Annotated in this window: 29 protein-coding genes and 2 pseudogenes; 3 read left to right on the forward strand and 28 right to left on the reverse strand. The window is 62.5% G+C overall.

Annotated elements, in window-relative coordinates; genetic code table 11:
* Positions 1-173: 173 nt before the first annotated feature.
* The 13 genes from V5F68_RS25190 to V5F68_RS25250 all read right to left on the reverse strand — a co-directional run bounded on the left by V5F68_RS25190 (position 174) and on the right by V5F68_RS25250 (position 12,896).
* Complete coding sequence (locus tag V5F68_RS25190; RefSeq protein WP_126281369.1) at positions 174-1,181, reverse strand: tyrosine-type recombinase/integrase; 1,008 nt, start codon at positions 1,179-1,181, stop codon at positions 174-176.
* The gene (locus tag V5F68_RS25195) at positions 1,178-2,098 is read right to left on the reverse strand and encodes a tyrosine-type recombinase/integrase (RefSeq protein ID WP_164714608.1); all 921 of its coding nucleotides are present in this window, start codon (positions 2,096-2,098) and stop codon (positions 1,178-1,180) included. The genes V5F68_RS25190 and V5F68_RS25195 overlap by 4 nt, the downstream gene beginning before the upstream one ends.
* On the reverse strand, positions 2,092-3,093 hold the full coding sequence (locus tag V5F68_RS25200; protein WP_394015594.1) for a tyrosine-type recombinase/integrase: 1,002 nt from the start codon (positions 3,091-3,093) through the stop codon (positions 2,092-2,094). Before V5F68_RS25200 ends, V5F68_RS25195 begins: the two co-directional genes overlap by 7 nt.
* Complete coding sequence (locus V5F68_RS25205; RefSeq protein WP_394092415.1) at positions 3,090-3,902, reverse strand: LysR family transcriptional regulator; 813 nt, start codon at positions 3,900-3,902, stop codon at positions 3,090-3,092. Before V5F68_RS25205 ends, V5F68_RS25200 begins: the two co-directional genes overlap by 4 nt.
* A gap of 345 nt (positions 3,903-4,247) precedes the next feature.
* The gene (locus V5F68_RS25210; protein WP_394015593.1) at positions 4,248-4,886 is read right to left on the reverse strand and encodes a cation efflux transmembrane domain-containing protein; all 639 of its coding nucleotides are present in this window, start codon (positions 4,884-4,886) and stop codon (positions 4,248-4,250) included.
* A gap of 22 nt (positions 4,887-4,908) precedes the next feature.
* Complete coding sequence (gene uppP, locus V5F68_RS25215) at positions 4,909-5,781, reverse strand: undecaprenyl-diphosphatase UppP (protein ID WP_394015654.1); 873 nt, start codon at positions 5,779-5,781, stop codon at positions 4,909-4,911.
* Between the two features lie 10 nt (positions 5,782-5,791).
* Entirely contained in the window at positions 5,792-6,814 is a 1,023-nt protein-coding gene (locus V5F68_RS25220; RefSeq protein WP_394015592.1) for a lipid kinase, read from the reverse strand.
* Between the two features lie 36 nt (positions 6,815-6,850).
* The gene (locus tag V5F68_RS25225; RefSeq protein ID WP_394015591.1) at positions 6,851-7,588 is read right to left on the reverse strand and encodes a cytochrome c biogenesis CcdA family protein; all 738 of its coding nucleotides are present in this window, start codon (positions 7,586-7,588) and stop codon (positions 6,851-6,853) included.
* 1 nt (position 7,589) lies between these two features.
* On the reverse strand, positions 7,590-8,114 hold the full coding sequence (gene lspA, locus V5F68_RS25230; RefSeq protein WP_394015653.1) for a signal peptidase II: 525 nt from the start codon (positions 8,112-8,114) through the stop codon (positions 7,590-7,592).
* A gap of 86 nt (positions 8,115-8,200) precedes the next feature.
* Positions 8,201-11,266: a heavy metal translocating P-type ATPase gene (locus V5F68_RS25235; RefSeq protein ID WP_394015590.1), complete on the reverse strand. Its 3,066-nt coding sequence runs from the start codon at positions 11,264-11,266 to the stop codon at positions 8,201-8,203.
* A gap of 216 nt (positions 11,267-11,482) precedes the next feature.
* Positions 11,483-11,605: a hypothetical protein gene (locus V5F68_RS25240; protein ID WP_394015589.1), complete on the reverse strand. Its 123-nt coding sequence runs from the start codon at positions 11,603-11,605 to the stop codon at positions 11,483-11,485.
* On the reverse strand, positions 11,602-11,991 hold the full coding sequence (locus tag V5F68_RS25245; protein ID WP_394015588.1) for a rhodanese-like domain-containing protein: 390 nt from the start codon (positions 11,989-11,991) through the stop codon (positions 11,602-11,604). The genes V5F68_RS25240 and V5F68_RS25245 overlap by 4 nt, the downstream gene beginning before the upstream one ends.
* 11 nt (positions 11,992-12,002) lie before the next feature.
* Positions 12,003-12,896, reverse strand: a complete 894-nt coding sequence (locus V5F68_RS25250; protein WP_394015652.1) for an MBL fold metallo-hydrolase — start codon at positions 12,894-12,896, stop codon at positions 12,003-12,005.
* A gap of 144 nt (positions 12,897-13,040) precedes the next feature.
* Between V5F68_RS25250 and V5F68_RS25255 the strand changes: the two are divergent.
* A pseudogene (locus V5F68_RS25255) lies at positions 13,041-13,331 on the forward strand (hypothetical protein); the annotation flags it as partial.
* Between the two features lie 85 nt (positions 13,332-13,416).
* Here V5F68_RS25255 and V5F68_RS25260 read toward each other — a convergent pair.
* Positions 13,417-14,790 carry a phenylacetate--CoA ligase family protein gene (locus tag V5F68_RS25260; RefSeq protein WP_394015587.1) on the reverse strand — a complete coding sequence of 458 codons (1,374 nt, stop codon included), beginning with the start codon at positions 14,788-14,790 and terminating at the stop codon, positions 13,417-13,419.
* 75 nt (positions 14,791-14,865) lie between these two features.
* Between V5F68_RS25260 and V5F68_RS25265 the strand changes: the two genes are divergently transcribed.
* Positions 14,866-15,294, forward strand: a complete 429-nt coding sequence (locus tag V5F68_RS25265; RefSeq protein ID WP_394015586.1) for a MerR family transcriptional regulator — start codon at positions 14,866-14,868, stop codon at positions 15,292-15,294.
* Between the two features lie 396 nt (positions 15,295-15,690).
* Here the strand turns inward: V5F68_RS25265 and V5F68_RS25270 are convergent, their stop codons facing one another.
* The 14 genes and pseudogenes from V5F68_RS25270 to V5F68_RS25335 form a co-directional block, all read right to left on the reverse strand.
* Positions 15,691-16,371 carry a class I SAM-dependent methyltransferase gene (locus V5F68_RS25270; protein ID WP_394015585.1) on the reverse strand — a complete coding sequence of 227 codons (681 nt, stop codon included), beginning with the start codon at positions 16,369-16,371 and terminating at the stop codon, positions 15,691-15,693.
* Positions 16,372-16,468: 97 nt separating this feature from the next.
* Positions 16,469-16,633: pseudogene (locus V5F68_RS25275) on the reverse strand (SAM-dependent methyltransferase); the annotation flags it as partial.
* A 95-nt stretch (positions 16,634-16,728) separates the two neighbouring features.
* Positions 16,729-17,418, reverse strand: coding sequence for an SCO family protein (locus V5F68_RS25280; RefSeq protein ID WP_394015584.1), 690 nt, complete (start codon positions 17,416-17,418; stop codon positions 16,729-16,731).
* Between the two features lie 341 nt (positions 17,419-17,759).
* A complete protein-coding gene (locus tag V5F68_RS25285) occupies positions 17,760-18,323 on the reverse strand; it encodes a TlpA family protein disulfide reductase (RefSeq protein WP_394015583.1) in 564 nt (187 codons plus the stop codon).
* Positions 18,320-18,937: a DsbE family thiol:disulfide interchange protein gene (locus V5F68_RS25290; protein WP_394015582.1), complete on the reverse strand. Its 618-nt coding sequence runs from the start codon at positions 18,935-18,937 to the stop codon at positions 18,320-18,322. Before V5F68_RS25290 ends, V5F68_RS25285 begins: the two co-directional genes overlap by 4 nt.
* A gap of 16 nt (positions 18,938-18,953) precedes the next feature.
* On the reverse strand, positions 18,954-19,397 hold the full coding sequence (locus tag V5F68_RS25295; RefSeq protein ID WP_394015581.1) for a DUF411 domain-containing protein: 444 nt from the start codon (positions 19,395-19,397) through the stop codon (positions 18,954-18,956).
* Between the two features lie 28 nt (positions 19,398-19,425).
* Positions 19,426-20,739: a multicopper oxidase family protein gene (locus V5F68_RS25300; protein ID WP_394015651.1), complete on the reverse strand. Its 1,314-nt coding sequence runs from the start codon at positions 20,737-20,739 to the stop codon at positions 19,426-19,428.
* Positions 20,740-21,009: 270 nt separating this feature from the next.
* The gene (locus V5F68_RS25305) at positions 21,010-21,369 is read right to left on the reverse strand and encodes a hypothetical protein (protein WP_394015580.1); all 360 of its coding nucleotides are present in this window, start codon (positions 21,367-21,369) and stop codon (positions 21,010-21,012) included.
* Between the two features lie 232 nt (positions 21,370-21,601).
* Positions 21,602-22,378 (reverse strand): sulfite exporter TauE/SafE family protein, encoded by a 777-nt coding sequence (locus tag V5F68_RS25310; protein WP_394015579.1) that lies wholly within the window; start codon positions 22,376-22,378, stop codon positions 21,602-21,604.
* On the reverse strand, positions 22,375-22,791 hold the full coding sequence (locus tag V5F68_RS25315) for a YeeE/YedE family protein (protein WP_394015578.1): 417 nt from the start codon (positions 22,789-22,791) through the stop codon (positions 22,375-22,377). The genes V5F68_RS25310 and V5F68_RS25315 overlap by 4 nt, the downstream gene beginning before the upstream one ends.
* Positions 22,788-23,201, reverse strand: coding sequence for a YeeE/YedE family protein (locus V5F68_RS25320; RefSeq protein WP_394015577.1), 414 nt, complete (start codon positions 23,199-23,201; stop codon positions 22,788-22,790). The genes V5F68_RS25315 and V5F68_RS25320 overlap by 4 nt, the downstream gene beginning before the upstream one ends.
* On the reverse strand, positions 23,198-23,542 hold the full coding sequence (bigR, locus tag V5F68_RS25325; RefSeq protein WP_394015576.1) for a sulfite-sensing transcriptional repressor BigR: 345 nt from the start codon (positions 23,540-23,542) through the stop codon (positions 23,198-23,200). Before bigR ends, V5F68_RS25320 begins: the two co-directional genes overlap by 4 nt.
* Positions 23,543-23,546: 4 nt before the next feature.
* Positions 23,547-24,842, reverse strand: coding sequence for a bifunctional sulfur transferase/dioxygenase Blh (gene blh, locus V5F68_RS25330; RefSeq protein WP_394015575.1), 1,296 nt, complete (start codon positions 24,840-24,842; stop codon positions 23,547-23,549).
* A gap of 230 nt (positions 24,843-25,072) precedes the next feature.
* Entirely contained in the window at positions 25,073-25,741 is a 669-nt protein-coding gene (locus V5F68_RS25335; protein WP_394015574.1) for an ArsR/SmtB family transcription factor, read from the reverse strand.
* A gap of 70 nt (positions 25,742-25,811) precedes the next feature.
* On the opposite strand from V5F68_RS25335, the gene V5F68_RS25340 reads away from it, so the two are divergent.
* Positions 25,812-26,552 (forward strand): MBL fold metallo-hydrolase, encoded by a 741-nt coding sequence (locus V5F68_RS25340; RefSeq protein WP_394015573.1) that lies wholly within the window; start codon positions 25,812-25,814, stop codon positions 26,550-26,552.
* The last annotated feature ends 2 nt before the right edge of the window (positions 26,553-26,554 follow it).

Below are 26,554 nucleotides of genomic sequence, written 5' to 3' on the forward strand. Positions count from 1 at the left end.
ATCGCCGTCGCGCTGTTGCGGGGATGAGGCCGGGTCGCAGACCGCATCCCGGGGCAGATCCGCCCACTACAAGGCCCGTCGGTCGCAGGGCATCACCGCACCCGCAGAACCCATCCATCCAGCAGAGGTCAGACGCGCGCTGCATGATGATCACCCTGGCTTCCATCAGGGCGTCATATCGGTACGGTGCGCGCATCCGCCATCAACGAGGCGATCAACGCATCGGGCGCCTTGAACCGACCGCGTCGAAGCGCCGGCGGCAGCACCGCCTCGACGGCCTCGAGTTTTTCGGACGGATCCATCCGCAGGTACACCTCGGTCGTGCGGATATCGGCGTGACCAAGCCAGAGCGCGACCTTGCGGATGTCGCGTGTGGCCTGCAGCATCAAGACCGCACAACTGTGGCGCAGAAGATGTGGCGATAGCGTGCGGCCGATCAATGTCGGGCATCGAGCGGCGGCAGTCTTCGCGTGCTTTTCGAGGATGTATTCGAAGCCGGCACGGGTCATCGCGGCCCCCTGCGCGTTGACGAACAGCTCCGTCGCCGGTGGCCTTCCGCGCACCGCCAGCCAGGCGCGCAGATCGCGAGCGGTCTCCTTCCAGAGCGGAAGGCGGCGTTCGCGCCGGCCCTTGCCGAACACCAGGATGCTCGGACCGGGTTGCAGCGTGACGTTCTCCAGGGTGAGCCCGACCAACTCGGAGACGCGCAGGCCACCAGCGAAGCAGAGGTGCAGCATCGCCCGGTCCCGGAGCCCCAGGCGTGTCGTCACGTCGGGCGTATCGAGCACGGCGCGGACCTCATCCATGGTCAGATGGCGGATGAGCTTCTGGTCGTGGCGCTTGCCCGGGATAGCGTCGATCCGGGCGATCTGCTCCAGGGCGCCGGGGTGCCGGAACTCGACGTAACGCATGAAGGACTTGATCGCGGCGAGCCGCAGGTTGCGGGTCGCCGGACCGTTGCCGCGGTCATGCTCGATGTGGTTCAGGAACGCGAGCACCATCTCCGCGTCAATCTGCTCGAGCTGGAGCAGAGAGGGGCGCGTGTGCAAGCGCCGGGCAGCGAAGGCGAACAACAGCCGGAAGCTGTACGCATAAGTCTCGCAAGAGTGCGGACTGTAGCCGCGCTGCTGCGGCATGTGCTCGCGCATGAAGCTGGTGATGAGTGGGGCGATCGGCGTCATGGAACCTCCCCGGCGACCAGAGCCTCCGCCGCACAGGCAATATCGGCCATGAGGTTCGGCGTCGATTCCAGATACCAGTAAGTGTTCGCGATGTGCGCATGACCGAGGTAGGTGGAGAGAGCGACAAAGTCGCGCGCAACATCGTCACGCCTCATCGCGCATTGCTCCAGCACCCGCGTCGCGAAGGTGTGACGCAGATCATGGATACGAGGGCGGCGTGACCGATGCTGACCGACCCCCGCCTTGCGCAAGATCACATGGAAGTTGCTCTCGACAGTCCGAAGGCCCATCGGTTTGGCATCCACCGAGAGGAACACATGATCGTCTATGCCGGCAAACCGCCGGCGGATCTTGAGATAGGCGTGGAGCGCCTCGACCACGCTGGCATGCATCGGCACGAGCCGGTTCTTGTTGAACTTGGTCTGGCGGATATGCAGCACGCCGTCCGGCAGCACATCGCCCAGCCTCAGGTTCAAAGCCTCGGAGATCCGAAGGCCCGTGGATGCGAGCAGCCCGATCAGCATCACATAGACGTGGCACCTGAGTGGGCTGGGCTTTTGACGCCTCAGATTGCCTGCGGCGTCAAGCATGCGCGCCAGTTCCTCTTGTGTGTAGATATAAGGCGCGGGACGTGATGCAGGACGGTGGTTGGGATGATGGTGCGGCACTTCATGTGCCCCGTCCTCCGCGAACAGGAAACGCGCGAAGAGCGCGATCTCCCGAAGCCGCCGCTGGTGGCTGCGTGGGGTCGACGAGACGGATGACACCCAGGCGATCGCGGTCTCGCGGCGAACATGGGTATCGCCCAGGTCGATCGCATAGCGCGCGAACGCGGTGAGGTGCCGGGCCGTCTTTGCGAGCTTAAAGCCGAGTGAGCGGCGCAGCTCAATATAGCGATCGGCATCATCGATCAGCATGGCGTCCTCCCCGGCCAGGGCTGCGCGATGGCCGATAGAAGCGCGATATCGACCTTGGCGTAATGCGCCGTCATCGCCGTCGACCGGTGGCGCAGCACTGTACCCACATTGGTCAGGCTGACGCCGTGGCGGAGCATCGCCGTGGCGGCAGAGTGCCGCAGGACATGCGCGCCTTTATAGTGGCTCTCGACACCCCCGCGCTGGAGCGCGCGCTTGACCAGGCACTTGACAGTGATGCGGTCGATCGGGCGCAGCGGCGCATATTCGGTGATGAACAGTGATGGTCCGGCCAGCGCCGGCCGGCCACGTTCGATATAGGCAAGCAGCGCGTCGCCGATCTCCTGGGTGAGCGGCAGCAGTTCCTCGCGCCGGCCTTTGCCGAACAGCCGTATACTGCCCTGACGCCAGTCGATGTCGTCGAAGCTGATCCGCGCCACCTCGCTCGCTCGAAGTCCAAGCCGGACCAGCAGCAGGATGATGGCTCGGTCGCGCAGGCGACGCTCTCCCTCACACGCGCTGATGATCCTCGTAATATCGGCGTCAGGCAGGAAGCGCGGGATCGATGCCAGTCGCCACCCAGCAATATTCGGCATGGCATGATCGAGTCCCTGCCGGCATCGTCCTGTCGCGATCAGGAAGCGCAAGAACGCGCGGATGCCGACTGATATGCCCTTCATCCGCTCGACTGATACGGCTTTCGCGCGTGCGGTCATGTACGCGCGGATCGTCATGGCGTCGTAGGCGCTGGGCGTCTCCCCCAGCGCATCGACGATGGGAGTGATCGTCCCGAGATACGTGGCCAGCGTCGTTTCGGCCAGACCGAGTTGCTCACGCGCCCAAGACGCAAACTCGGCCACGAGTGGCGCAACCGGTTTGGCCGGCAAGCACGCCAACACGCCTCGATCCTCGAGATAGGCGATAAACAGCTTGGCCGTCTCGACCGCGTCCTTGTTGACGTCGCCGCGGAAGCGCGGGCAATGCCCCGCTTCGATCAAGCTAGCGGGCGGTAAACCACGCCGGGAAAGCGCGCGGCCGTCGTCGCTTCACTTGTAAGGGTAAGACCTTGTCTGATCGCTACAAGATGCATCAAGTTGTCCCTGCCCACGCCGTGGCGTTCGACGCTTGGATGGTGCCCAAGATCGGCCAGATGCTTCACCAGATAGTCGTGGATCTCAGGTCCGGGATCGGTCTCACTCACAATGAAATGTCTGTCTCGCAGATTCCCCCACACGATCTCTCGCTTTCGCGCTAGTTCATGATCGCTGGGCAATGCCACATAGACCCGCTCATTCCAGAGATGGGCCAGATCGCAGCCATCCGCGATTGGCTGACCTGTCAGGAAGGCGATATCCAGCCGATGCCTTTGAACCGAGGCGATGTGATCGGTCGGGGCCCCTTCGATGAGGTCGGGGCGGACCTCGGGGTTCGCTCCGACATAGGCGCGGAGCAGATCGGACAGAAAGCCAGAAGCGAGCGAAGAAAATATCCCAATGCGGACCACGCCTGTCTCACCACGACCGAACGAACCCGCATCGATGGCCGCGTGGCCAATCTGGCTCAGAGCCCGGCGCGCGCGGATAACGAATCTCTGGCCCGCCTGGGTGAGGTGAACGCCGCCATGGTGACGAACGAAAAGCGCGGCTCCGATCTCGTCTTCGAGATCCCGGATACGTCGGCTGATGGCAGACTCCTGAACTTTCAGCGCCTTTGCCGCGCGTCGAAAGCTTCCGCGCTCGGCGGCTGCAATAACGTAGCGAAGATGGCGCAGTTCGATCGTCAGGGTGCTACCTCCCGTGGCCTGAATTACGCGGCCACTCTTGCTTCCAGGAGGCTGCTACGATCGCGGCGTACCCGCTTCCTTGGCCATCGAGCCGTGCAAGACCGTGCGGCAAGCTACATGCTGTAGCCGCTACAGGATCAAGAGAAATATGATCAAGATCGGAGGTTTGTTCTCTAGGCTTGAACAGCGAAACGATCCGCAGCCTCACGAGCGCATCAGATTCGTCTTCGTCGCCACGCACTCGCAGCGGAACCAATTTTTATGGAGCCGAGGAAGAAGTGCTGCGGTAGCCATTCGTCGCAGCTAAGTCAGGCTGGTTGCCTCAAGCCGCGAGTACGGTCCAAGCAAGGCGGAGGAACCGCTCGCTAATCATTTTTCGCGAACCGACAATCCCTCCCGTTGCGCCTCGCGCGCCTCCTTCAGAATATCCCAGCCGCCCTTGAGAACGATCCCAACAACCACCAGCCCTATGATCAAATCGGGAAGCGGTGACCTGAAGAACATGACTGCAGCGCCGGAAACAACGATGCCAGCGTTGGCCAGCATGTCGTTAGTCGTAAAGATCCAGGACGCCTTCAAGTGCACGCCCTGGTCTCGATGCGAGCGCAGCAACCGCAGGCAAAGCAGATTAGTCGCGGCGTTTGCGATGGCCGTAACAATCATGGCTAAACCGATCGGTTCAGCGCCCACGAAGAAACGTCGAAGGACCTCCACGAGCAGCGCCAGGCCCAAAACGATCAGAAGGACGCCCGACAGGCGTGCGACACGCGCCTTGGCTGCGACCGTTCGCCCGACGGCATAGATGCTCACCGCGTAGACGCCGGCGTCGGCTAAATTGTCCAAGGCGGCACCCAGCAGACCGGTGGAGTCTGCAATAACTCCAACGAACCCGGCGACAATCACTTGTAGGAAATTGATGCCGAGCACCCACAACAGGGTCTTGCGTTCGGCGGCATTACTCGCGTCAAGCTGGATTTCGGATTCTTCTTTGTTGTCTTTCGCACTCATGCAGATTTCCAACGTTCGCAAATCAGGTGAGTCGGCCCAATGCAATGGCGGTGATGAGAAAAATGCCGAGCGCGCCTCGATAAACCACGAAGGGCCAAGCCGAAAAGCGCTCGAGCACGCGCATCAGTCCCCAGATCGCGAAGAAAGCTGAAATAGAAGCCACCGCGAGCCCAACGAGGAGGATGGACCAGGCGTCGAGAGACAACTGAGCTTTGTAGAGTTCCCAAATTTCTTTGAAGCCGGCCAGGGAAATTGCCGGCAGGCCAAGGAGGAAGGAGAATCGCGCCGCCTCTTCCCGTTTCAGGCCGAGCGCAAGCGCGGCGGTCAAGGTGGAGCCTGAGCGCGACACTCCCGGGATCAAAGCGCCGATTTGCGCGATGCCGACAATCATTGCATCGATGAGGGACACATTCTCAAGTGTTCGTCTGTGGCGGGCATGAATCTCCGCCAACGCCAGGAGGACAGCCATGACGATGCAGGCCCAACCGATCACAGTGAGACTGCGCAAAGGAGAACTGCAGGCGTTCAGCACTCCCGACAAAGACAAGCCAGCCACGCCGATCGGGATCGTCGCGAGACCAATCCAAACAGAGAAGCGGAAGTGTCGGTCCCGGAAGTCCCGATGCACAACGGCGCGGAGCGAGTTCGTGGCCAACTGGCTCACGTCGTCCCAAAAATAGCTGACGACGGCAGCCAGTGCTGCGAGCTGCATGGCGGCGGAGAAGGCGGAGCCGGGATCCTGCCAACCGAGCAACGCAGGTACGATCCGCATGTGCGCCGTCGACGAGATCGGCAGCAGTTCGGTGATCCCCTGGACAACGCCCAGCACGGCGACCTTGATATAGCCCAACGTAACGAATCCAGTATCGACGCCCTGAGTACAAGCTTCCGTCATGCAGGCTCCTTTAATTTGCGAGCGCTGCTCGAAGGCGTTGGTCACCTGCTGGCACGAAAACTGACAACGCACGCGGCAAGAGATTGAAGCGGGCGGGCGTCATTGTCGTGATTTCCCCATCAGTGTTGACAGGTAGCGGCGGGTCAGTTCGGATCTCAAGGGGGCCAGGGCTGCAGAAGGCGCGCATGCCGACAAGATTTCGGTTACGACCGCGCCGGAATGCCGTCAGGAACAGCGGCCATTGCCAAAATCGTCGCGGCTCGACGCTGTAGAAGTCCAAGCATTGGTCGTCGATTGCTGCGGCCTCGTAGACGGCCATACCGCCGCCGTAAAACACACCGTTTCCGACTGCGATCTGAAGACTGTGGAGCCGGATCGTGCGATCGGCGGTCGCCACCTCGGCAGTGAACGGCCTCGTGTAAAACACTGTTTTTAGCGCAGCCAGCGGGTAGCTAAGCCGCCCCAAATGCCGCTTCAGGTTGCCAGTCATACGACGCACGAGTTCAACGCTCAGGCCCATGCTCGCAACATTGACGAAGTACTGGTCGTTGACTTGGCCGACGTCGATCCGCCTTGTGCAGCCCGCGACGATGACCGCGACCGCCGCTGCAGGTTCACTCGGAATACCAAGTGTCCGGGCAAGGTCATTCGCCGTGCCGAACGGTAGGATGCCGAGCGGCAAGCCAGCCTCTAGAACGCCCTCGAGCACGGCGTTGACAGTCCCGTCGCCGCCGCCGACGATCACGAGATCCACCTGATGAGCATGCCGACTGACCTCGCGAGTCATATCTGCCGACCGAGCGCACAGCCCGTACGTCAAGATAAATCCGCCAGCCTCAAGCTGCTTGACAGCGCCATCAGCTGCGCGATTACCACCGCTGCGGCTCCGCGGGTTCAAGAAGAGCAGCGCGCGCCTTTTAGTTGGTTGATGGTCCACCATGGTTTTCCTTGAAGGCCAAATCACAATGTTGCCGTGCAGGACGGAGCCATCGAGCGGCGGATCGAATGCCCCGAGGACGAGTTCGCGGCCCATCTGCCCCGACCGAGCGATCGTATGCGGCCGCGCACCTCAACCGATGCTGCCAAGCGCTGGAAATGTCGTCAGCATCCAAATGGCAATCTCCTGCATGCGACCCGTCATCATCAGAATGCCGATGCCGATCATCACCGCCCCCGCGCCCACGTTGAGCGCCGCGCCAGTGCGCCGCATGCGTTTCAAGACTACCGCCGCGCTACCGAGGAACAGCGCCACGAGGAGAAAGGGGACGCCGAGCCCAAGACTATAAGCGCCGAGGAGCACGGCGCCATTACCGGCCGAAGTCGCTGTGACGGTGAGGATCGAACCGAGAACCGGGCCGATGCAGGGCGTCCACCCGAAGCCAAAGGCAATGCCGAGGAGGAAGGCTCCGAAGGGGCCTCCAATCTGCTCTGGCCCCCGCCAACGCCGATCTATCATTAGCGAGATCGGCAGGCGCAGGAGCCCCGTCATAGCGATACCGAAGACTACGACCAGCGCGCCACCGATCAGGTTCGCTTCCATCTGATAGCGTTGCAGAAATCCGCCGAGCGCCATGGCACTCAGCCCCAGCGAAACAAAGACGGTAGTAAAGCCGAGAACAAAGAGGAGTGCCGGTCCGAGAATACGAAGCTGTCGGGTCCTCCCGTCGCCAACTGTCCCGTCAGCTCCGCCCGCGACGTAGGACAGATAGCCCGGAACGAGCGGCAGCACACATGGCGAGAGGAAGGAAATGGCTCCGGCCATCACAGCCGTGGCTAGCCCAAGCAAAGACACGTCTATGAGCGCCACGTCAGTACCCCGCGCGGCGCGGCCGCTTCTGAACGGGGATCATCGCCCTCGCCGGCCAAAAGGAGGCTGCGATCAGTAGGACGACGCCAATCGTTATCATCGTGTCCGCCATGTTGAAGGCCGGCCAGTGCCAGCCGCCGACATGGAAATCGAGGAAATCAGTTACGGCACCTTGACGTATCCGGTCCAACACATTGCCTGTAGCACCGCCGGCAATCAGGCCGAGACTAATCGTCTCGGATGGCTTTTCGGTTCTCATGGCCCAGACGAGAAGTCCGGCCACGATCACCATCTTGATTCCGGCGAGCAACAATGGGCGATCAAGAAAAAGCTCGCGGAACATCCCGAAGCTGACGCCCGTGTTGAAACCGAGCGTCAGATTGAAAAATGGCGCGATCTCGATCGTGCGCGGCGGCACCATCACAATGTTAACGATCAGCCATTTCGTGACGAAATCGACCGCAAGCGCGAGAGCTAGGGCACCACCGGCCAATGCAGTTCGTCGAATCAACTTCGGATACGCCACGATCAATCAGTCCTCATTGTTCAGCCGTTCTCCCCGGCCAGTGCATTTGTGCTGGGTCGAAATCGTACCGGTGCGGCTTGAGCTAGCTACGCCGGGGCCGTCTCGGTGATCGCGGGAGTCTGACGCCGGTGCGCCGAAACGCCGAGGCCGCCGGAGGGGCCACCCTGTTGAGTGCTGGTCTGACCGCGGTTGAGCAGGCGCAGGCCGTTAAGAACGACCAGCAGCGACGCACCGACGTCGGCCGCGATGGCACCCCATAGCGATGCGAGGCCAATCACCGTAAGCGCTGTGAACACAAGCTTCACAGCAATGGAGAACGCAACGTTCTGCCGGATGACGGCGAGCGTCGCGCGCGAATGGCGCACCAGCCACGGAAGCTTCGAAAGATCATCCGACATGAGTGCGACATCGGCCGTCTCAATGGCGGCGTCGCTACCCATGGCGCCCATGGCGATGCCGAGATTGGCACGTCCCATTGCAGGAGCATCGTTGACACCGTCGCCGACCATGGCAACCGACCCAAAGCGCCGCACCAGATCTTCCACGGCCGCCACCTTGTCGCCAGGTAGCAGTTCAGCCCGGACCTCGTCGATGCCGGTTTGCTTCGCAATCGCCTCTGCCGTCGCCCGGTTATCCCCCGTGAGCATCACGACGTGTTTGATGCCGGCGAGGTGAAGCGCCGTAACAATGCCTTTCGCCTCCGGGCGGACGGCATCTGCAACGGCGACGAGGCCCCAGACCTCCTGACCATCGCCGACCGCGACGATGGTGCGACCGGCGCTTGAAAGTTCATCGGCCCGCTGCAGAACTACATCTGAGTTGATGCCCCGCTCCTCAAGGTAGCGGCGCGAGCCGAGCCAGACCTCTCTGCCGGCCACGCGGCCGGTGACGCCTCGGCCAACGATGGCTTGGACGGCCTCGGCAGGCTCGGCGGCGATCTTGAGTTCGGCGGCTTTCGCGAGGATGGCGTGAGCGATTGGATGTGCGCTGCGCGCCTCCAGGGCCGCGGCTAAGCCGAGGAGTTCCATTTCGCTACGGCCTCCAAACGGCACGATCTCGACCACCTGCGGCCGCCCTTCGGTGAGTGTTCCGGTCTTGTCCATGGCAATGGCTTTGAGGCGCGCAGGCGTTTCGAGATGTGTGCCGCCCTTCACGAGGACGCCCTGCTTCGCCGCGCCGGCAAGTGCCGCCACGATCGTCACCGGCGTCGAAATCACGAGGGCGCAGGGGCAAGCGATCACGAGGAGCACGAGAGCCCGATAGAACCAGACGTCCCAGGCACCGCCCAAGAGCAAGGGCGGAGCGAGAAAGATCGCAATGGCGAGTACCATCACCACGGGCGTGTAGACACGCGCAAACTTCTCCACCCATTGCTCACTGGGCGCGCGTCGGCTCTGCGCCGAACCGACCATGCGGATGATCTGGGCGAGCGTCGTGTCATTCGCCGCTTTGGTGGTCACGACATCAAGAGCACCCTCTCCGTTGATGGTGCCGGCAAAGATCTCGTCGCCTTCCGCCTTGAATACGGGGACGCTTTCCCCGGTGATCGGCGCTTGATTGACCTCGCTCTCGCCAGCGGCAACTCGGCCGTCGAGCGGCACCTTGTCCCCTGGCCGGACGATGATGTGCGCGCCGACCCGAACCTCAGCCGCCGGAACGTCGCGCTCGGAGCCGTCTTCGAGCTTGACGCGCGCTGTCGGCGGCGCGAGTTCCATGAGGGCGGCAACCGCCCGGCGCGCGCGACCGAGGCTCCAAGCCTCGAGCGCCAGCGCCAGTGCAAAAAAGAACGAGACTGTAGCGGCTTCAAACCAAGCACCAATACCGATGGCGCCCGCGACCGCGACCATCATCAGCAGATTCATGTCGGGACGAAGCCGTTTGGCCGCGAGCCACGCCTTGGGCGCGACGTAGCGCGCCGCGCAGAGCACCGCGATCGTGTAAAGCACCATGCTCGGCACTGGGGTCGAGGCCAAGGCGTGTTCACCTGCCTCGAAGGCTGCGATAACGCCGCCCCCGAGCCAAGCGTGGACCGCGAAGCCCAACGCCGTGAGCACGCCGCTTGCGGTTGTCAGCCACGACTGCACCCGCTTGCGCCGCCCTTCAGCCTGCGCGGCTTCGCTAGTGTCGCCTTCAATCCAGCGCTCGGAGCGTAGACCTGCACGAGCCACCGCCTTCTCGATGCGGGCTTCGAGCGCCGCCTCCGGCGTCACGTCGATCGACATGCGGCCGTTGAGGAGATCGAAGGCGAGCTTGTCTTCCCCGACCAGCGGCCCAACCTCGCGCTTCAACGCCGCGATCTCGTCGGCACAGTCCATGCCGTGAATGCGAAACACGACTTGGCCGGGCAAGCGTGTCGGGATCGGCGGACTGAGTGCCTCCTGCACCTCTGCGGCACAGCCGCACGCCGCACCTTCAGGCACTCCGGCGCGGTCGGCCGCACTGAGCGAGACTGCCGGCGGCGACCAGGGCTCGGCGCGCATGCCCGTTCGCGCCACGGCTTCCCCGATCGCGTCGGGCGCTGCCCGATTCTGGGGGGCCACGGTCATCATGCCTCGCGCGGTGTCGAAGGCGAGCTTGTCCTCGCCGACAAGCGGACCAAGTTCCCGCGCGAGGGCCGCCACCTCGTTCGTGCAATCGAGGCCGTGGACGCGAAAGAGCAACGTCTCGGCCGTGCCATCCTCAACAAGGGAAGCACGCATGCCCGTCGGGGCAACGCGGCCGATGATGTCGTCGATGGCCGCCTGTCGCTGCGGCGCGACCGTCATCAGCCCCTTCGCGGTGTCGAACGTCAGCCAAGCCTCGCCCCCAACCAGCGGACCAATCTCACGCTTGAGCGCCGCAACTTCATTCTTGCAGTCGAGCCCTTCGACCCGAAACAGCAGTGCCGGTGCAGATTGCTGCGCTGGCTCCCTAAGGACATGCGCTTGCATGCCGGTCGTCGCGACCGCCCGTTGAATAGCGTCGATCGTCGAAGCGTTCTCGGATATCACCTCCATGACTCCGGCTTGAGTATTAAAGGACAGCTTGTCGTCGCCGCCGACAAGCGGCGCCACCGCAGCGCGAAGGGCACGAACCTCGTTCTGGCAATCTAAGCCGTCGACTTTAAAGCGCAGCTTGCTTGAATGGCTCATCATCGCGGCATCAGCAGTCATCACAGTCCCCTTACTGTTGTCATTGCGCTCGGCTCCAAGCTCTCTCACTCTCTTGGTAACCATACATTCTGTAGTCACTACAGAATCAAGGGGGGCGCTGCCGCAGGCGGCTCTTTCTGATCTTTTAATTTTGCCTTGCCAGATTCCAGGCTCGGGCCCTTGTTGGGCACCAGCTGGATGCGCAGTTACGAAGACCCGCGCAACGCATGGGCCTGCTCACTTCCGCGAAAAGACGTATTTGGCGAGGGCTATCGCCCCGAGCACCAGAACGACGATGACGAGGAGACCGAAAACGCCCATGCCCCACATCATCCCGCCCGCCATCATGTCGTGCATCATCGGTCCGCCTCCTCTCGAGGGCCGCCGGCTTGCTGAAGCGCCGGGAAGCCGCCGGCAACGTGCGCGACATCGGTGACGCCCATTTCCAAGAGCGCCTTGGCCCCGAGGGCAGAGCGGCTTCCTGAGCCGCAATAGAGCACCAGCTTCTTCCCAGCCCCGAGCTCCCGCTTGTGGGTCGGGCTTGTGGGATCAGCATAAAATTCGAGGAATCCGCGGGGTACATGCACAGCGCCCCGGAGCTTGCCAGTTTTTTGCAGCTCTTCCCCCTCGCGCACGTCGACAAAGACGACGTTCGGGTCGCCCATGAGCTCTACGGCGTCTGCGCCCGAGAGGCTCCGTATGTCTCTGGTAGCTTCAGCGACCAGTTCCTTTGCGCTCTTGGCCATTTTTAACACCTTTACTCGTCCCAGGGTGCGCCCTCCAGCGCATCGAGGGGGATCTTCAAATAGCGCTTACCGCTGCTCTCGGGCTCGGGCAGCCGCCCTCCGCGTATGTTCACCTGCAACGACTGCAGAATGAGCTTCGGCATGGGCAGCTCTCGGTCGCGCTTTTCCCGCAGAGCAACGAACTCCTCCTCCGTTATCGCCTTGATCACGTGGATGTTTTCGGCCTTCTGCTGGGCGACCGTGCTTTCCCACAAGGGCTTCCTGTCGCCCGGACAATAATCATGCCCGGTGAACAGGCGCGTCTCGTCCGGCAGCGCCAAAATGCGCTGGATGCTCGTCCACAGCGCACTCGCGCTACCGCCGGGAAAATCCGCACGCGCCGTACCGCCATCTGGCATGAAAAGCGTGTCGTGGATGAAGGCCGCGTCGCCTGTGACGTAAGCAATCGAGGCCAGAGTATGCCCCGGTGTGAACAGCACCTCGACATCCATATTGCCGATCTTGAAGCGTTCGCCGTCGGAAAAAAGCCGGTGCCATTGCGAACCGTCGGTCGGAAAACTTGGGGGTAGGTTGTAAATTTCTTTCCATAGCTTCTGGACGTCGACCACTTTAGCGCCGATTGCAGTCGGAACTCCGGTTCTGTCATTCAGGTATCCGGCGGCAGAGAAATGGTCTGCGTGGGGGTGCGTATCGAGGATCCACTCAAGCGTGTAACCCTCACGGTCGATGTATTTGAGAAGGGCATCCGCAGACGGTGTGGCGGTGGCGCCCGACTTCGGATCGAAGTCCAGGACCGGATCAATAATGGCGCAGCGTTTTGTTTCCGGGTCCGCGACGACATACTGGACGCTGAACGTCCGTTTCTCGAAAAAGCCCGTCACAATCGGACCTTTCCGGATGGGCAATGACCGTTGAGCTGACCGGGGGAAGTCAGTCTCGGGTTCACCAGCGACCGCGGCCCTCATCGTTAAGCTCCTTATAAATTCTGAGCCAATCTACTTCCTGTAGCGACTACAGGATCAAGCCCCAATTTAAGTGGGTGTCTCAGTTTGAAACTCGGTACGGCGAGGGCAGCCGACCGTAGTCAACGACCAGCGGATGGCCTGGATTCGACGCTCGCCCTTGCCGGAGATCCATACAGGTTCATCTCGAACCGGTGTCGGCGCTACCGATCGGACCTGTTGGAAACGCGGCTTCTGCTGCGGAAGACTATCTGCATGACGGGCCCGGAAGCGGTGCGGCTGTTTTACGATCCGCGTCGGTTCGTGCGCCGCAGTGCCACGCCTAAGGCGATCCAGAAGACGTTGCTCGGGGAAGGTGGCGTACAGGGTCTCGACGACGGGGTGCCCTTGTCACGTGGAATTCGGGGCACCGATCTGTCCTTCTTCATCTACTGTCTCGCACGTCCTCCTTGCCACAGGCGACCTACGAGCGGGCGCTGTCCACGAGCGGAAGAACTTGCCTAAACTTCCCGCCCTTGGACTGTTCCGGCGATTCCTCGGCGCGCTCCACGGCGACGTGATCAAGGCCATGTTCGGCAAGCAGGCGTTTGATCCCGGCCTGCACCGTTTCCCACACACGATCCGAATCAGCGCCACGTGTTTGCAGGCGCACGCGAAGGCTCGTGGGGCCTGTCTGCACGATCTGAAACATCTGAAGCCCAGGGGTACGATCCGCCACCGTGGAAAAGGCCAGGGGTGCGATGGTCACTCGGTCGCCGCCATCGGTGCGGAAGGTCAGGACCTCCGAGGATCGCCCTTGCACACGGATGGCTGGCAGCGGATTGCCGCACCGGCAAGGTCCGGCCTGCTGCAAGACACTGTCGCCCAGATCGTAGCGCAAAATCGGCTGCACTCGATTGGCGAGATTGCTGATGAGCACCGTATGGGAAGGCTCACCTGGCGGCACCGGCAGATGGCCCGCGTCAACCGGCTCAAACACCACCCAGTCGCTGTTGACGTGCAACCATCCATGTTCGCAGCTGTAGCTGAAGAACGGGCACTCGGTAGCGGCGTAGCTGTTGCCGACCTTTGCCTTAAATGCTCGGGCAATTCGATCGTACTCCCCTTCCGGCAGCCCTTCGGCGGAGAGCGCCAGTAACACCGGATTGATGTGCAGACGGCCGCCTTCCTGTTCGCTTGCAAGTAGCGCACCCATGCTCGCGTAAGGCGCGAGGAGCACCGGTCGGAACTGGTTGAGCCGGGTCACGAGCTCTTGCAAAGGCATGTGCACCGACAGCACTTCGAGGCGTCGGCCTCGGCTCGTCTTTAGGCGTGCCGCAGCCACTGCGGAGGCGAGGTGGCCGCCCGTCGCCATGACCATCGCCATGCTCCCTCCGCCCGCGACGATCCGAATGAAATCCCCCGCACCGAGCCAGGCCGTCAGCATGCGAAAGGCCATCGCGCTAGTGACGGCCATGCTCCGGTCATCGACCACGAAGACGCCACGCGTTCCCGTCGTGCCCGATGTCGTCAGCAGGGTGTATTTGCCAAGGAAGCGCTCGCCGATAAGCGTCGAATCTTCTGCGAACGCTTGCGCCCGTTCCAGGGTTATCTGTCGATCGACACACCAGTCATCGAAGCGAGCCATCAACGTCTTCTTGTCGGTAACAGGAAGCTGCTCGGCGCGTTCGACCCGATCCGGCAGATCACGGTACAGCTCACGGTAGTACGGTGAGTTGGCGCGGGCGTGGGTGACCATGTCGGCGAGACGGGCGCGCTGGCGTTGCGCGATTGCGCTGAAGCCCTTCCTTCGTGTGCGCCAGGCGTCCCAGATCAGGCCTATCACATGCTCGGTCATGATCGTTCCCAGGTTCACACACCTTCAGCCGCTTGCTACACGTACAACCTGTAGCCACTACAGGAGCAACCCCCGATGATCGCGATCGGAGCCTTATCCCGACGCACAGGCGTCAATATCGAGACGATCCGCTACTACGAGCGGATCGGGCTGATGCCGAAGCCTGGCAGAACGGAGAGTGGGCGGCGTCGATACGGCACACCGGACGTCCAGCAGCTCGCCTTCATCCGTCACGCGCGCGAACTTGGATTCGAGATCGCGACAATTCGCACGATGCTCGGGCTGCGGGAGATGCCCGATGCCTCCTGTGAAGAAGTCAGCCGGATCGCCCAAGATCAACTCGCGGCGGTCGACGATCGCATCGCGCGGCTGCTGGGCTTGAAGGACGAGCTAACGCGCATGATCAGATCCTGCGCGAACGGAAAGGTCGCCGACTGCCGGATCATCGAAGTGATGGCCGATCACGTTTCGCTGGCCGCGCGTCCCGGCCAAAACTCCTCATGACGAGCAGGATCGCGCCTACCACAGTGCAGCATTGGCAAAATTGAACGCTGCCAGTGATAGCCCAGGCGTGGAGGTCGAGATAGTCAACGACGGCTCCAAGTCGGAGCGATCCGCGATATTGCTTACGGCGCCGCCGATGATGCTCCCAGGGTTACGGACTCCCAGACGTTGCCGGCACGTCAGACCAGACCGCTGACAGCACGACGATGCCGATGAACCGTTGGCGAACAATCCGAACGACACGCCCTCGTTGACGCCCAAACTCCGATCAAAAACAGCGCAACAAGTGACCCGATCGCCGTTCGATAGCGTGGCGACCGCCAAGAACTTTGTCATCTGATCAAGGCCAGGGCCAGCAAGGCGGCCGCCAACCCGGCCGGCCTGACGCGCGCGAAATTACAGACGCAAAGCTCGGATCAGGGAAATCGATCCGGTCGAGGCAAAGACAACCTCGAGCTCGACCACCTCGGAAAAACCGGCCGAACGGATCAGCTCCGGCAACACGCCCCGTGCCTGTGGCTCGGTATTCTCGGTCCCGTCGAGATTTTGTACGGTGGCGCGGAAAAGCCTCCGCATCAGCTTTGTGCGTTGAAGGCCATAATCGGCGATATGGAGCTCGCCGCCTGGAGACAGAGCCTCATACGCAGCGCCGAGCGCCGCCGACTTTTCCGACAATGCGACTTGGTGGAATACAAGGCTGGACACGATCTTCGTCACCGCCCGACCGCGCAGCAATGAACTGGCGTCGCGTGCGAATCCTTGAACCAGATCCACCGCAACTCCCGCACGCCCGGTCTTCGCACGCGCCCGATCCAACACGGTCGGATCCGGATCGATGCCGACCAGCTTCACCCCTCGGGCAGCCGTCCCCAGCTTCACGAGCAGCGATCCTGTGCCACATCCAAGATCGGCGATCACGTCGTCCGGCGACGGTCCCACCTGCGCCACCAAGCGGTTCCGCCAGTGGCTCTCTCGGGTCAAGACCGCGACGCCGAAATCATAGAATGGCGTCAGCCAATGGAAGCCCGCCGCAGGCGTAAATGGTGCAACTTCGCTTTCAGAACGGCTCGACGTCATCGCATCTCTCCTCAGCGTAAGGATGCTACTTCCTGTAGTCGCTACAGGATCAAGCGATTTGGTTGCGGGGCATCGGCCCTTGAGCGCCAGGATTTCACACGGCCGGAAGATAGAAAGGCAGGTTAAGCCCCGAGCCGACACCAACCTCGAGCACCCTGCCTTCCGCCGCGCCGATCACCCGCTCGCGATAAGGTCGCAGCCGCTGGTTACGCATCGCGAGATCACAAAGCCTCTGCAGTATGACGTCGTTGTAAAGGCTCATCACGCCGCTTCCTAAGCCGTGCTGATGCTCGCAGCCTCCGCCGCATCAGTGATTCCGCCCGTCGCTTTTCGTTGCAAAACTTGCGCTCGTGGGCATCAAAACAGTCCTTTCAGCTTATCCCAGAAGCCTGAACTCGGATGTCCGTGAGGTTTTTGCGCCCGGTTTGTGAGCGCGTTGACAAAGATCACCAGATTGACCGGCTCGAACTTCAGGCCATGGAAGCGGGCACGAAGCCGACCATCCTGGTCGATGACATGAGTGACGATGCCGTGCATCTGCATGCCGTCATCGCCTTGCGTGAACTTGAGACCGTAGGCCTCGGCGATCTTGCGCGTACTGTCCTCGGGCTGATCGGGGGCGGCCGTCAGGAACATCCAATTAATAGGATCGAGGCCGTGGGCATTGCCGTAACCGCGCAGGACCTCGCCGGTGTCACGCTTCGGATCCGTCGTGATGGTAACAAACTCGACCATTGCCTTCATCGGCGTCTGGTTGATCATCGTCTGGAGCTCGGCCATCCGCTCGGCGTGGAGCGGGCACACGTCCGGGCAATTCGCGTAAATGAAATTCAACACTACGACCTTGCGGCGCAGGCTGGCGAGGCTGACGACGCGACCATCGGCATCCTGCAAGATGAATCCTGGCGCCTCGCTGTCGACCGACTGGAAGTATTTGTCTTTGTCGCGCAGATCCTGATCGACCTCTTCAAGGGAGTGGGCCAGGACCGGCGCAACGCTCGCCATCAACAAGGCGATTATGAGCACTGAGAAATGCAGGAGACGCATGGCGATTCACCTTGGAGGGACGCCCGTGGCGTGCGCACCGCAGGAACTGCTAGCCTTGCCCTGGCCATCGGGCGTTTGCGCTCCTCCGGTCCCCTTAGACGAACCATTCACCCGGCTCGTACAAAGACCGAGCGCGCACATCGCGACGCAAGGAAGCGCGCTCAGCAGCAGCGGAGCGGCACCGATTGCGACGAGCCCGCTCCAATTGAACGCCCCGCCGATACCGAGCACCAGGACACCGAGCAGAATGAGTCCATGCCGGCCCCGCAGCAAACGTTTTAACCCGCCTAGACGCGACTGAGACTCGGGATCGGTCGGCATGTCAGTGGCATCAATACTGGTCATAACGGTTGATCACTTCGTTGTGGGGCAGACGGATGCTTTTCTTGGCGGTCGATGATCGATTTGAAGAATGCGGCCATGTCCGGCGCGTCCCATTCGGCTGGACCGATCAGCCGCCCGAGTTCCTGGCCTTGCGCGTCGATAAGCAGCGTCGTCGGTAGGCCAGCCGTCGCAAGGGCGAAGCCAGCCTTGCTAGAAGGATCGATGTGGATGGCAAGGTGCTGGATGCCGATGTCGGCGTAAAATTTCTTCACAACCTCGATCCCGCCGCGGTCGATCGACAAGGCGAGCACCTCGAAATCTGGCCCGCCGAGTGTCGCCTGCAGCCGGTCGAGCGTCGGCATCTCCTTCCGGCAGGGCGAACACCAGGTCGCCCAGAGATTAAGGAGCACCACTTTGCCGCGGAAGTCGGCGAGCGTCTGAGGGTTGCCTTCGCCGTCCGTGAACCGGAGCTCCGGCACGGGGGCCGGCACATCGCGCAACACGAAATTCTGGGGCGGACCGGCGAGCACCGGCCCCGCCATTGCGAAAATCGCGACAATGGCGAGGACGGGCCGTCTCATGACGTGCCCCCCTTCGCCTGCTGGCGCAGACGATCGACGAGCGGAAGGATCGTCTCAGTCAAAGCCTGCTCAGTGACCGGACCAATCTGCTTGTGGGCGATACGTCCGTCGGCGCCGACCACGAAGGTCTCCGGCACGCCGTAGACACCCCAGTCGATCGCGACGCGACCGTCCCGGTCGGCACCGGTGCGGATGTAGGGGTCGCCAAACCTATCCAGCCACTCGGCCGCATCTTCGGGGCGGTCCTTGAAGTTGAGCCCGTGGATCGGCACCGTCCGGTCCTGCGCAAGGCGCAGGAAGAGCGGGTGCTCAGCCCGGCAGGCGACGCACCAAGACGCGAAGACATTGACGAGCGAGACCTGGCCTCGGAGATCACCGGTCGACAGGCCGATCGTGCGGCCTTGGACGGGCGGGAGGCTGAAGGCCGGCACGGGTTTGCCGATCAGGGCCGACGGAAGCTGGCTGGGATCGCTGCCGAGCCGCGAGGCGACCACGGCGGCGAGGCCGCCGAAACCGACGACCGGCGCAAAATAGAGCAGCCGACGCCGCGTGATAGCTGCGGCCGGCTGCTCCACGGCTGTGGTTGCATGCTCCGTGGTAGTGCTGCCAGTCATCGAAGCGACCTCCCAGTCATTCCGTCGCGTAGACGGTCGGAGCCTTGCCGTCCTTAGTCACGGCATAGATCACGAACTTCTCGGTCTTTGTGCCCACCATCCCCGGCGAGCCCATCGGCATTCCCGGCAGCGTGATGCCGTCGATCGCCGGCTTCTGGGTGAGCAGCCTGCGAACAATGTTCACCGGAACATGGCCGTCGATCACGTAGCCGTCGACGAACATCGTATGGCAGCCTTCGAGCTCCGTCGGCACCCCGGCCTTGCGGCTGATCTCCGCGAGGTCATTGGTCGGCTTCACGTCCACCTGAAAACCGTTCTGGCGCAGATAGTCCGCGTATCCCTCGCAACAGCTACATTGGGGGTTCTTGTAGAGAGTTGCCCGAATGCCGGTGTCCGCGATCGACGGCATCGGCAGCAGTAGAATGGCGGCGCTTCCGAGCAGAAAAGTTCGTCGTTGCATGGGTGGGTTCCCTTCGTCTGGTTCGAATTCAGGCCACGCGCAGCACGGTCATCATGCCGGCCATCTGGTGGTCGATGACGTGGCAATGCAGCATCCAGTCGCCCGGATTGTCGGCGACAAAGGCGACCTCGACGGCATCCCTCGGCGCCATCAGGACCGTGTCCTGCCATTGCCGGTGCGGCACCCGAACGCCGTTCCGGCTGAGCACCCGAAAGCTGTGGCCGTGAAAGTGCATCGGGTGCCACCAAGCGGTTTCGTTGCGCAGAACCAGCACGACGCTGTGCCCGCGCTGGAATGTGAGGGCGGGCTCCATGCCGGCATGGCCGTCGCCGGTCATCGACATGCCGTTGATGGCCCAGGCGGCACCGCCGCCCATGCCCATCATCCCACCCATCATCCCGCCCATGCCGGTCATGGCGCCGCCCCCCATCATGCCGCCCTGGAGCGTCAGCTCGTGGCGATCCGCATTGGCGAGATCGGGCTCCGCTAGGGGATTGCGTAGAAGGCTGAGCGGCGCGTCAGGGGGATGCTCGCGAATGGGCGGCTTCTCTCCGTAGGCGAGCTGCGTCACCCAGTAGGACAAGCCGTCGTAGAAATCGTCGATGACGCGGTAGCGGCGCCCCGGCTCGCCCTGCATGTCGAGCGCGACGTCGATACGCATGGCAGGGCCGAGCAAGATCCGGCCGCCCTCGGGCTCGTGCGGGTCGCAGGGCTGACCGTCGATCGCCACGATCACTGGCCGGTGCCCCTCGAAGCGCAGGGCCATGACGCGAGCGAGCGAACCATTGACGAGGCGGAGGCGAATGCGCTCGCCGGCCCGGATCGGCTCCTCCTCCGAAACCTGACCACTCAGTGTGACCGTATTGCCGACCCGGCCGGACATAGCCGCTTCCATCCGGTTGCCAAATCCTGAGGCGATCTCACCCCCCGAGGTCAGCCGCCAGTCGGCCAGGAGCCAGAGAAGATCGCGGTCGACCGGGACGGTCTCGCGCTCTTCGACGATGATTGCCCCGGCGAGCCCACGGCCGAGCTGCTCCAAGCTGTTAGCGTGCGGGTGATACCAGAAAGTCCCCGCATCGGGTGGCGTGAACTCGTATGTAAAGCTCTCGCCAGGTTTGATCGGCGGCTGCGTCAGACCGGGCACGCCATCCATGGCATTCGGCAGCCTTATGCCGTGCCAGTGGACAGTGGTGTCCTGGTCGAGATGGTTCTCGACGATGATCCGCGCCGGCTCTCCCTGCCGCAGGCGCACAATCGGACCCGGCACGGTGTTGTTATAGGCCCAGACATCGGTTTCCGGGTGGCCTTCGCCGGCAAGACGCGCGCGGGTTGGCGCCGCCATGATGCGATGATCGACAGGCACTGCGGCCCTCGCCGGCAACGACCGTAACGCTGTGGTCAATAGAAGACCGGCGCCGGCCCCGAGCAAGCTTCGACGCGACACGGGATAACTGAATTCGATACTCACGTTCGACCCCTCCGTTCATCGTCGATGACGGAACGCGTCGGCCTTCGATTGCTGATGACATCCGATGGGCTCAATGCGCGCGGCAGAAGACGCGCGGACGCGCTCGTTCACTCGGCTCATCGCCTGAACGCGAGAGCCGCAGCGTCAACCGATCTCGATGGGTCTCGGAGGGTATGGTTCGGGCGGCGATGCCTTGCCGTTAAGCAGCGGGTATCGCGCCATGAATGACACGGTCTTGTGGACCAGCATCACCGGCTCGGCTAGCGGGAGCACCGCCAGCATGGGTGCTACGCAGATGGCCGCGCAGGAGATGGCCTTCATGCCATCGTCGCCGCCGCCCGCTGGGCAGCCCTGACAGGGGTCGTGCCCGGAACCGCCCATGTCGAATGCCATTGCCATCTTCACGGTCATGTCGCTGGCCTGGGCGGCGGACAGGCTCGTCCCCACGGTGACAAAGACCGCGAGGAATAGGGCAACGAGCTGTCGGGCCGACCAAAGTTTCATGGCAGTCTTAGCATCGCCCCAAACTGTGCCGAAAACAAGCCAGACTCATAGAATGCGACGATGGGACGCCGGACGGGTTGCGGCCCCTGGTGCAGTGGACACCGTAAGAACAGTATCTAGCGAGCACCAACACGGCGATGCCGATGATTCCAATGAGGCTCATGCCCCACATCATCCCTCCACCCATCATCATCCGAGCTTTCGCCAAGGAATTCGTTCGGTGCTCCCTGTATCATCCCACGGACCCCGAACTGCGGTATATCACATAGGCAGCAACGACGAAGATCAGCCCGGCGAAAATCCGATTGAGCAGATCCTTGCGAGACGCAAGATACGTCGAGGCAAACGTTCCAATCGCACCGCCGGCAATTCCGCCCACGATGAACTCGGTCGCAATCGTCCAATCCACCAAGCCGGTCGCTGCATAGTTGATCGCCGTCGCCAAGCCGAAGGTGCCAACCGCCAACAGAGAGGAACCAATTGCCGAGATCGTCGGCATTCCGGTGGCAAGGATCAGTCCAGGGACGATCAGGAAGCCCCCGCCGATGCCGAAGAAAACGGAGACGCCGCCAGCAATCAGAGCAACTATGCCCGTCACCGTGCACATGCGCCAATCGACGCGACGCGGACTACCACCTTCGTTCTTGCGCGGACGAAGCATCAGAGCGCCGACCACCATCATCAGTAGGCCGAACAGGAACAGCAAATGCTGGCCGTCGATCGCCTTTCCGAGCGTCGATCCGGCAAGGGCGCCGATCGTCCCGACCAAAGCGAACAGGATCGCGCAGCGCCACCAGATATGCCCATTTCGGGCGTGGACGATCAGATTGATATAGGCGTTCACTGAGACGGCGAGCGCGCCCGTCCCGATTGCCACATGTGGATTGGAGACACCGACGACATATAGCAGCAACGGTGTTGCCAGGATCGAACCACCCCCGCCAATCAAGCCAAGGGTGAAGCCGATCAGCGCGCCCGTACCAAGGGCAAGAAACACGGCCTCGCTCACGCCGATTCATGAACGACCATGCCGATCACCATGGCAACGACGAAGGCTACGACCGGCATGAGGCCGAGTGACAGGGCTGACAGCGCCGGGCCGGGGCAAAGACCCGCCAGGCCCCAGCCGACCCCGAAGATCGCGGAGCCAATGACCAGGCGCGCGTCGATCTTCGTCGCGATCGGAAGATGAAAGACCGTATCCAGCATCGGACGCGCCATGCGGCGCTTGATCGTCATCCCGATCATGGCGACGGCGATCGCGCCACCAAGTACGAAGGCAAGGCTGGGATCCCAGGCTCCGAACACATCTAGGAAGCCCTGCACGCGAGCTGGATCGAGCATCCCCGATAATGAGAGGCCAATGCCAAAGACTGCCCCGGTGCCGAGCGCAACCGCGCCTTGCGAAATGCGATTCGTCATAGCCCCGCCATCCGCATCGATGTGACCGTAAGGATCCCGGCCAAAAGGAAGGCGGCGACCGCTGCCATTGATCGGCGTGAGAAGCCTGCAAGGCCAAGGACGCCGTGGCCGCTGGTGCAGCCGGATCCCATACGCGTACCGAAGCCGACAAGCAGCCCAGCGATCACGATGGTCGGCATCGAGGCGGTTATCGTGACGGCAGGCCAACGGCCGAACAGGACCATATAGATTGGCGGCCCCATCACGAGCCCGATCACGAAGGCTGCATTGGCCGAAAGCTGCGCGCCCTGCACGAGACGCCCGGCAATGCCGCTGACACCGGCGATACGGCCGTTCAGCAAGAGAAGCATGGCGGCCGAGAGTCCGATCAGCATGCCGCCGAGAAGTGGGGGCCAATAGGGGAAGGTCATGGCGCGCGCTCCGGCGCGCAGTAGATCGAGAAGAGCGCCTCGATGAGGCGCGCGGCCTTCTCCTGCGTCAGCCGGTAAAAGATTTGTTTGCCGTCGCGCCGTGTCTCGACGATCCCGGATTCTCGCAGGACATGGAGCTGCTGCGAGAGATTCGGCTGATGAATCCCGAGCTTTTCTTCGAGCTCGCCAACCGAGTATTCCGCCTCCACCAACGAGCAGGCGAGCATCAATCGCATCGGATGCGCGAGGGTTTTCAGGATCGCCGCCACCTCAACGGACCGCGCTTCCATATCGGCGAGAGTCATGCCCGCCTTGCCAGCCTTGGCGTTCTGTCCGGTCATCGCGTCACCACACAGTTCCGGGAAAAGCATCGAGCGGGATCTTCAGATAGCTCCGGCCATTGTCTTCCGGCGCTGGTAGCCGCCCGCCGCGAATATTGACTTGCAGAGCAGGTAGAATGAGCTTCGGCATCGGTAAGGTGCGGTCGCGCGCCTCGCGCAGGTTGACGAAGCTGTCCTCGGTCTTTTCCGCGATATGTGTATTCATTCGCTTCTGCTCGGCCACCGTGCTTTCCCAACGCGCATGACGGCCGCCCGGCTGGTAGTCGTGGCCGGTGAACACGCGCGTCTCGTCCGGTAACTCAAGTATGGTCTGAATGCTCTGCCAGAGCTGCTTTGCATTCCCGCCCGGAAAGTCGGCGCGGGCCGTGCCGCTGTCCGGCATGAACAGCGTGTCATGCACGAAAACAGCATCGCCGATCAGATAGGTGATCGAAGCGAGCGTATGGCCCGGCGAGAACAGGACCTGCGCCTCAAGTGCGCCGATTTCGAAACGCTCGCCATTGATGAACAGATGATCCCAGAACGATCCCTCGCTCGACAGCGTCGGCCAGTTATAGGTCGTCGCCCAAAGCTGCTGCACGTCGCGCACATACTCGCCAATCGCCGTCGGCGCGCCGGTCTTGCTCTGGAGATAGGGCGCCGCCGAGAAATGGTCGGCGTGGGGATGGGTGTCGAGGATCCATTGGACCGTCAAACCCTGATCGGCGACATAAGCCAGGATCGCATCGGCGTTCCACGTCGCGGTACTGCCCGACTTCTCATCGAAATCGAGCACGGGATCGATAATCGCGCATTTCGACGTAGCGGGATCGGAGACGACGTATTGAACGCTGGACGTTCGGGCGTCGAAAAAGCCCTTGACCAGCGGCCGTTGCTGCCCGCGCCGCGCGAGCCATCGTTCGGCCATCGTCAAGTCGAAGCCGAACCTTTGACCGAACGGGCCAACGTCCTCGGGCTCCATCCGCCCGTCCAGCACTTCGCCGATTGCGTAGAGCGTCAGAGAGCGCGTGCCGCTCTGACAATGGGCGAACACCGGCCCAGGCGCGGCGTCGACCGACTCCTGAAAGGCGCGCACGTCGGCTTCGGTGATTTGCGGGCCAGCAACGGGAATGAAGCTGTAGCCAAGGCCGGCATCCTCCGCTGCGCTCTTCTCCGCCGCCGAGCCGGGCTGGTGCGCGTCTTCGCCCTTGGGGCGGTTGTTGATGACAGCCGTGAAGCCGTCAGTCTTGAGCTGCCGGAACGCCTCGGGGGCAGGTTGCCCGGCGACTGCAAGCTTGTCTGAAATCCGAACCGGGGTCATTCTGGGCTCCTTCTCAATATCAAGATATACATAATATAAGACTATATATTGAATGTGCAACCCCCTTCGTCATATCGGTGGCTGATGTTACCGTGGTTGACGATCGGAGGGCCGGACGACCCGGACGAGCGCCAGTCATCCGGCCGCTAGCCCAAGTCTAGTAGCGCCTTCGCCTCTGGCGTGAAGCTGCTCAGGACCCTTCCTCGGGGTCTGCTGAATCCGGTCTTAGTTCAGGCTGCCGCCTCAACCGGAAGGCCTGCGGCCTTCCATTCGGGATAGCCGTCCTCGAGGCGGTGAACGACGTACCCGCGCGTTCGCAATGCCGCGACAGCCTCGAAGGACAAAACGCAATAAGGACCACGGCAATAGGCGATGACCTCCCGGTTCGCGGGAAGCTCCGTCAGCCGGCGTTCAAGTTCAGCGAGCGGGATGTTGAGCGCCCCCGGAAGATGTCCGAGCGCAAATTCGTCCTCCGGCCGGACGTCGAGAACCGTGACAAGGCCATCATGCAGCCGTGAGACCAGGTCTTCGCGCGACACAGCTTCCAGCGCGTCGCGCGCGTGGAAGTAGTCGGTCATGACGCGGTCCACCTCGGCGACGTTCCGTTCGCCGACGCGCCCCAGCGCCTTCATCAATTCGACCACCTGGGCATCTCCGGCAAGACGATAAAGCACATGCTTGCCGTGCCGCTGCGTCTCGACAAGTCGCGCGCGTCGAAGGATTTGAAGGTGGCGCGAGGCGTTGGCGAAGTTGAGGCCGGCCCGTGCCGCAAGTCCCTCGACGCTGCGTTCACCCTGGGCGAGCTGTTCCAGCAATTCGAGCCGGTGCGCATGCCCGAGAGCTTGAGCCACTTCGGCAAGGCTGGCGAAAATGGCCTGTTTTGGCCCGATGCTTGACATGCGATCTTCCCAATGAAACATTCAGCAGAATAATTGAATGTTATCTCAGACGAGGTAGGGAGCGCAAGCCATGATCCTCCGTCAATTCCTCCATTCCGACCCCGTCGCCGCTTCTTATCTGTTCGGCTGTGGCGGCAAGTCGGCCGCCGCCGTCGTCGATCCGGTCGGCGACATCGCGCCTTATCTTAGGGTTGCCGAGGCAACCGGCCTGCGCATCCTCCACGTGGTCGACACGCACATCCACGCCGACCACATTTCCACCGGGCGGGCGCTCGCCGCGGCTTCCGGCGCCCAATACGTGCTCGTCGAAGGTGCGGAAGCCGGGTTCCCGTTTCGGCGCGCCAAGGACGGCGACGTGCTCGAGCTCGGCAACGTGATCATGACCGTCATGCACACGCCCGGACACACGCCGGAGCACATCTCGCTCCTGGTGACCGACAGAACACGCGCGGCCGAGCCATGGTTCGTGCTGACAGGCCACATCCTCATGGTTGGCGATCTCGGGCGAACCGAACTTGCAACCAGCACCGAGGCCGGCGCACGCACGCTGTTTTCCAGCGCGCGGCGTCTCAAGCAGTTGCCGGATCACGTCGAAGTACTGCCCGGTGCCTACTCCGGCTCGGTCTGCGGGCGCTCGCTCAGCGGCAAGCCGACATCGACGATTGGCTTCGAGAAGCGCTTCAACAAGGCGTTCCGCATCGATGACGAGGACACTTTCGTCGCCACGATGATCGCAGACATACCGCCCCCGCCGCCGGATGCGGCGCGCAACCGCGCCGCCAATGCCGGCCTGGCCGCCGCCGCGGCCTGACC

The organism is Roseixanthobacter pseudopolyaromaticivorans, assembly GCF_043195145.2.
Classification (GTDB): domain Bacteria; phylum Pseudomonadota; class Alphaproteobacteria; order Rhizobiales; family Xanthobacteraceae; genus NCEH01.